The organism is Candidatus Poribacteria bacterium, from assembly GCA_009839745.1.
Taxonomy (GTDB): domain Bacteria; phylum Poribacteria; class WGA-4E; order WGA-4E; family WGA-3G; genus WGA-3G.
The window spans coordinates 1-5,911 of sequence record VXPE01000055.1; the positions used below are offsets into that span (position 1 = coordinate 1).

Sequence of the window (5,911 nt, forward strand, 5' to 3'; positions counted from 1 at the left end):
AAGATCTCTTGAAAACCGAGCATGAACCCGACCAAAATTGTCCAAACTATAGTAAATGGAGAAAAAACAAGAAAAACATAGAAAAAGAACTATTTAGGAACTACTCCTTTAGTGGATTTCAGCAATAGATAACAATTAATTACAATATTTTACTATTTTAGTCAAGAAAAAAATAACATTCTATTGCGGAACAATTTCCTCTCCCTCAACTGCGATCAACCGTTGATTTACTGGAAGGTTGGTGACGGTATCAACGATTCCACTGTTCCAACGGATTTCCAATAGATCGATGCGTTCAGCATCCTTCACTCCGAAATGAACGCGAAGGTCACTGAATGCGAGATAACTCCCACTACTTTTCACCTCTGCATACTGTGTGAGTTCATCCCCACCCAATGTTCGGCAGACGATTTTGATACGTGCGCCGATACCGGAACGGTTGCTTTTCGTGCCGATGGCTTGCACTTGTATCCAGTTATTCCGATTTCCACCCTCGTTTTTCAGGAGATCGACGGTCTGATTCCAGTTCGTGACAAGAATATCAATGTCGCCATCGTTGTCATAATCTCCGAAAGCGGCGGCACGGCTGGTTTTACGGAGTGCGAAACCCTCTCCCATCGCTGCCGTGACGTTCTCAAATTTCCCATCCCCTAAATTCCGAAAGAGTAGGTTCTGCTGTGGTGTTGTCGTGGATCGATCAACCTCGGCGATGTTATCCATCGTATGTCCGTTAGCGACGAATATATCCTTGTAACCGTCGTTATCGTAATCGAGAAAACCGATGCCCCACCCGAGGTAACGATGTGTGTGTTCAGCGATCCCAGCAGGAATGGTGGCATCCATGAAAAAGTTGTCGCCTTCATTGTGATAGAGGGTATTCGTTTCGTTCTGGAAGTTACTGACGGTGAGATCCAACTTGCCATCATTATCGTAATCTGCGAAGGCAACCCCCATCCCGGCTTCCGCTTTTCCGATATCACTGCAGCTGACACCGGAGAGTAAACCCACCTCTTCAAAGGTGCCATCCCCGAGATTTTCAAACAGGAAGTTGAAATCCTGATCGTTGGCGACATAGATGTCAGTATCACCATCGTTATCGCTGTCCCCGATGGCAACGCCGAGACCGTGTGCAGCTGGAACGCTTAACAAACCGCTTTGTTCGGTTAGATCAATAAAAGTGCCATCCCTGTTGTTCCGATATAATACATCTGGTTGTGGGAGATAAGAGCTGGGACCACAGTAAACAGCGATGTTGTGTCGATAACACGGTTTATTCGCATCAAGGGTGTATTTCGCATAATTGCTCACATAGAGTTCAAGAAACCCATCGTTGTCAAAGTCAGCAAAGGCACAACTCGTCCCCCATCCGGTATCTGCGACCTGTGCGGTGGGTGCGACATCCGTGAAAGTGCCATCTCCATTATTACGATAAAGCGCGTTGTCGCCGAAGTTGGTTAAATAGAGATCTATGTCGCCATCGTTATCGTAATCGCCGGTGGTAGCCCCGACACCGTAGCGGGTATCGCCCATGCCTGCGAGGCTGGTGACATCTGTAAAAGAGCCATCACCGTTGTTGTGGTAGAGAACGTTGGTTGGGAGCGGCACGGTTACCTGCTCTCCCTGCGGACGGGCATTGATAAGGTAGATGTCCAGATATCCATCGTTATCATAATCGAAGAAGCCGCCCCCCGCCCCGTATTGCTCATTAAAGAGGCGTTTGCCGCTTTCGCCGTCGGTATGCCTGAAGTGAATCTCAGATTCTTCAGCGACTTCAACAAATGTGACAGCACCTGCCGCAGACGATGCGAGAAGTGCAAACATAAGGAGAGAAAAATTTTTTAATTTTACCTTGCGGAGAAACAACGTGGGTTCCATCTATAGCGTGCCTTTCTCTTGAACCGCCTGCGCCGGTGTTGCAGGCTACTGTTTTGGGTTTAACGTTTTTTTTCAGCCGCCACGGCTCGTTGAATTTCGTTCAAGCGGTCTTTGTAGGCGGTATTTTTGGGTTCTAAGTCAATTGCGCGTAAGATAGATTGTTCCGCCTGTGTGTATGCCCCATAACGGTAGTAGGCATAAGCGAGCGTATCCAAGCGAGCGGCATTCGCGTCTAACGCGACAGCACGTTCCGCCAATTCAACAGCGCGCTGCAAATGTTCGCCTTGTGACGCGTAAAGCCATGCGAGATTGTTATGCGCATCCGCTGAGTTTTCATCTACGGTAATCGCTTGCGTAAATGCGTGAATAGCCTCTGGGACCTGCTGTTGTTTTAGATGAAGCACGCCCTGTCGCACCCACGCTTTTGCGTCGCTGGGATGGATGGATATCAACTGTTGGTAAATAGCAAGCGCGTCGGCAAACCTGTGTTGTTGGGCGTAGACTTCCGCGAGTCCATAGTAGGCGGGGGTTAAATTTTTATCCCGTTGAATCGCGGTTTGAAGGTAAGTCTGTGCTTGGGTGAATTTACGTTGGCGAGCGTGCAGCCAACCGAGGTGAAGATGCGCCTCTGCATCTGTATCATCAAGTGCAATAAGGCGTTGAAAAGCGGAGATTGCTTCTGCTAACTGTCCCGTCTGCATGTAAAGTCCACCCAAATTGTGATAGAGTTGGCGTGTATTGGGATGCAACGCTGTAGCGATTTGATAAGCACGAATCGCTTCCTTACGGTTGCCCATTTCAATGTGTGCCTCTGCTAACTTCACACGCGGCTCCAAGGCAGTCGGTTGCTCTAACAAGCGTCTGCGATACCGGTTCGTCTGCTCGTTATAGGTTTTCACCCGTTGGAAAGAGGTCATCAGGTTTTTCGCTTCCGCCAGATTTTGTGAGGCGTTGGGGTTAGAAACCCCTCCTACGGAACTCCGTCCCAAACGCCGATAAACGAGTCCGAGGTTGTAATGGGTTTCGGCGTGATATGGTGCAAGCGTCTGTGCCTGCTGATAATATCGAACGGCTTCCTCTAATCTGTCCTGTAGGAACGCAATCCTACCCAATCCTTGATAGACGGGTGCGAGGTTCGCATCCAGTGCAAGTGCCTGCTGATACGTTTGTTGCGCTAACGCCAACTTCCCCCTTTGTAGGTATGTATCGGCGAGTCGGAAAAAGGGTTCAGGATTCTTTGGTAGCATAGCGACGGCGTGCTGTCCGTGGTTTTCAGCGTCTGCAAACCTGCCTTGGGAATGGTAAAGTCGCGCCAGACAGACATGGGCAACACCGTGCGTTTGAGGGGAGGCAGGTAATTCCAGTGCGCGAAGATATGCCGCTAACGCCTCGTCGGTTTGTTCCTTGAACCTGTAAGCCGCACCGAGTTCGCAATACGCCTCGGCATTTTGTGGGTTCACCTGCAAGACTCGCTGAAAATTGGCGATTGCCTCGTTGTAAAGTCCTAATTGGAGTGCGCGCATTCCGTGGGTATAATATTTAAACTGTTCATCACCAGATTCCTGATAGGTTTGTTGCGCGGAAACCAGTGATGCAACGCAGCAGAAGACGAGGAGGTTCGTTAAAATATTTAATTTTACCTTGCGGATGAATAATGTAGGTCTCATCTATGACGCACCTTCTCAGGAGTCGCCCTCCGCTACGCTTACGGGCTTGGGTTTCGTCTTAATTTTCTTCCATAGATCGAGCTTCTGAATGATATACCAATTCGTCCCCAATAATTGTCGCCAGCAGATTGAGTTCACATTGTGCTGTATCCCATTCAAAGAGAATCAGGTTTGTGTGTGCCGCTACGCGTCTTTTTGCGTCAAGGAGACGCATCGGTTGTAGCGTAGCGAGCGAAACTGCTTCTTTTAGGGAGATACCTGCAAACCGGACACTGTTCTCAATACCGCGTGCCAATTCAATGGCAGACCCCGCGAGATACTCTGTCCCGACCAACCGGACACACCGTTCTGTGGTCAACTCCACCGATTTTCCTGCAAACTGATAGATACCGGGTTGCATTCCCGCTAAAGCGACAGCATCGCTGACAAGAAGGCACCGATCAAGCGTCTTTGCACGTATCATTGACTTGGCAACAGTAGACGGTAGGTGGTGCCCATCGACAATGAGGCTTGCCCAGAGTTCATCAGCACCGAGTTGCTCCCAAATATAATTCGGATGGCGACGGATTAAGGCGTGCGCCCCATTACCAAGATGTGTAGAAAGTCTCGCACCAGCGTCAATTGCCGCTCGAATATCGTCCGCTGCAGCAGCCGTGTGTCCCAATGCGACGACAACCCCATTCGCGATTAGTTTTCCAATAAACGGAATGGCACCCTTTTTCTCAGGGGCGAGCGTTACGATGGAGATTTGCCCTTCGGCAATATCCTGCCACCGCTGAAACTCGTCCCAATCCGGTTCCCTAACATGCTCTAACGGATGTGCCCCCCGCGGTCCATCCTCGGCGGAGATATAGGGTCCCTCAAGGTGAATTCCAAGCACTGAGTGGGCAACACGTGAATCCACTTCACACGCTTTCAGAATGGCCCGAAGGGAATTGCCGATTCCCTCGAAAGAACCTGTTACAACTGTCGGACACAAAAAACCGGTGCCGACTCGCCAAAGGGCGCGGACCATTGAAGATACATCTTCCGACGTAACGGTAGGGACATTGAGGTCGAATCCAGCGAAACCGTTCACCTGAATATCTATCAACGCAGGTGCGATCCATACCTCGCTGTTGACGGCGTCTACTTCGCGAATTGTTTGAACGCGCCGGTCAGTCAGGACGATTTCGGTAGGGATGTTATTGAAAAGTGTGCGTCCATTGAATTTCATATTTTTTATGATACCCGAAAACCGATTTGTTACCAAGAAAAAAGGTTGCATTTTTTGGAGAAATTCGGTTAAAGTATATCCAAGAACATCTGACAGTAGGGGCGAGGTCCTCTCGCCCGTTGCGAAAGCGGGATAGGCGACCTCTCCCCTACGAACGTGGAGGACAAGATGGAATATTTAGCTTATGGAAAAACGGGTTTAGAAATCTCACGCCTCTGTTTCGGGGCAGGACATCTCAACAACACCTGCGAAAACTATGAAGCCGGTGGTAAACTGATGTTGAAAGCACTTGACGAAGGGATTACGTTCTGGGATACCGCCGAAGGTTACGGCAGTCAACCGCACCTCGGAGTAGCAGTCCGTCAGATTTCTCGGGATGAAGTCATCATCCAAACGAAAACCGGCGCGAAAGATTATGAAGGTGCCAAGGCAAGCATTACACGTTCTCTTCAGGAAATGCAGACGGATTACTTAGATGTTCTCTTACTGCACGGTATCTCCTCACCTGAAGATTTAGAATCGCGAGAAGGCGCACTCGACGCGTTCCGAGAAGCAAAAGCGGCTGGCAAAATCCGAGTTATTGGCTGTTCTACACACCTATACACAGGTCCGGTGATGGACGCAGTGATTGACCATCCGGAACTTGACGTCATTTTGACGACAGCGAATAAAGAGGGTAAGATGTTAGAAGGCGGTCCCTTTGATCGGCATCTGGAATACATTGAACGCGCGTATTCGCTCGGTAAAGGCATCAGCATCATGAAGGTTATCGTTGCGGGTAATATTCCAGAGGCAGATATGCCAGAATGGATCGAGTGGGGTTTTAACCTTGAAACGGCACATGCGATCAACCTCGGTATCAGCGATTATCACCACATTACCTTGGATGTCAGGCTTGCACGTGCGAGTGCGAGACGACGTTTGATACAACGTAAAGCGGCTTAAAAGTGGTTATCAGTTATGCGTTGCCCGTTAAGAGGTTTTCGTCTAACAACGGGTTTCTCCTAATATAACCTCAAAAACTTTAGCCCGTAAGCGTAGCGGAGGGCGGATTTGAGAAAAGCACGTGAAGTTTCCAATTCACGTTGTTTAACCGCAAGTAGGACTTACGCAGTAGCGATTTATATCGCAGAGGATTTCAGTTGTTGACAAA

At 49.1% G+C, this 5,911-nt stretch carries 4 protein-coding genes; 1 reads left to right on the top strand and 3 read right to left on the bottom strand.

Annotation, left to right across the window (positions count from 1 at the left end; genetic code table 11):
- Positions 1–180: 180 nt before the first annotated feature.
- Genes F4X88_09400 through F4X88_09410 form a run of 3 tightly spaced genes read right to left on the bottom strand, consistent with a single transcriptional unit; the run spans position 181 to position 4,809 of the window.
- On the bottom strand, positions 181–1,875 hold the full coding sequence (locus F4X88_09400; protein ID MYA56497.1) for a CRTAC1 family protein: 1,695 nt from the start codon (positions 1,873–1,875) through the stop codon (positions 181–183).
- Positions 1,876–1,934: 59 nt separating this feature from the next.
- Complete coding sequence (locus tag F4X88_09405; GenBank protein ID MYA56498.1) at positions 1,935–3,542, bottom strand: tetratricopeptide repeat protein; 1,608 nt, start codon at positions 3,540–3,542, stop codon at positions 1,935–1,937.
- 58 nt (positions 3,543–3,600) lie between these two features.
- Positions 3,601–4,809: an amidohydrolase family protein gene (locus F4X88_09410; GenBank protein ID MYA56499.1), complete on the bottom strand. Its 1,209-nt coding sequence runs from the start codon at positions 4,807–4,809 to the stop codon at positions 3,601–3,603.
- A 117-nt stretch (positions 4,810–4,926) separates the two neighbouring features.
- On the opposite strand from F4X88_09410, the gene F4X88_09415 reads away from it, so the two are divergent.
- A complete protein-coding gene (locus F4X88_09415) occupies positions 4,927–5,703 on the top strand; it encodes an aldo/keto reductase (GenBank protein MYA56500.1) in 777 nt (258 codons plus the stop codon).
- Positions 5,704–5,911 lie beyond the last annotated feature (208 nt).

What these genes read in the sequence shown, in the direction of transcription:
- F4X88_09410 (MYA56499.1), bottom strand. Translation starts at nt 4,809, where the DNA reads ATGCAACCTTTTTTCTTGGTAACAAATCGGTTTTCGGGTATCATAAAA.
- F4X88_09415 (MYA56500.1), top strand. Translation starts at nt 4,927, where the DNA reads ATGGAATATTTAGCTTATGGAAAAACGGGTTTAGAAATCTCACGCCTC.
- F4X88_09405 (MYA56498.1), bottom strand. Translation starts at nt 3,542, where the DNA reads ATGAGACCTACATTATTCATCCGCAAGGTAAAATTAAATATTTTAACG.
- F4X88_09400 (MYA56497.1), bottom strand. Translation starts at nt 1,875, where the DNA reads ATGGAACCCACGTTGTTTCTCCGCAAGGTAAAATTAAAAAATTTTTCT.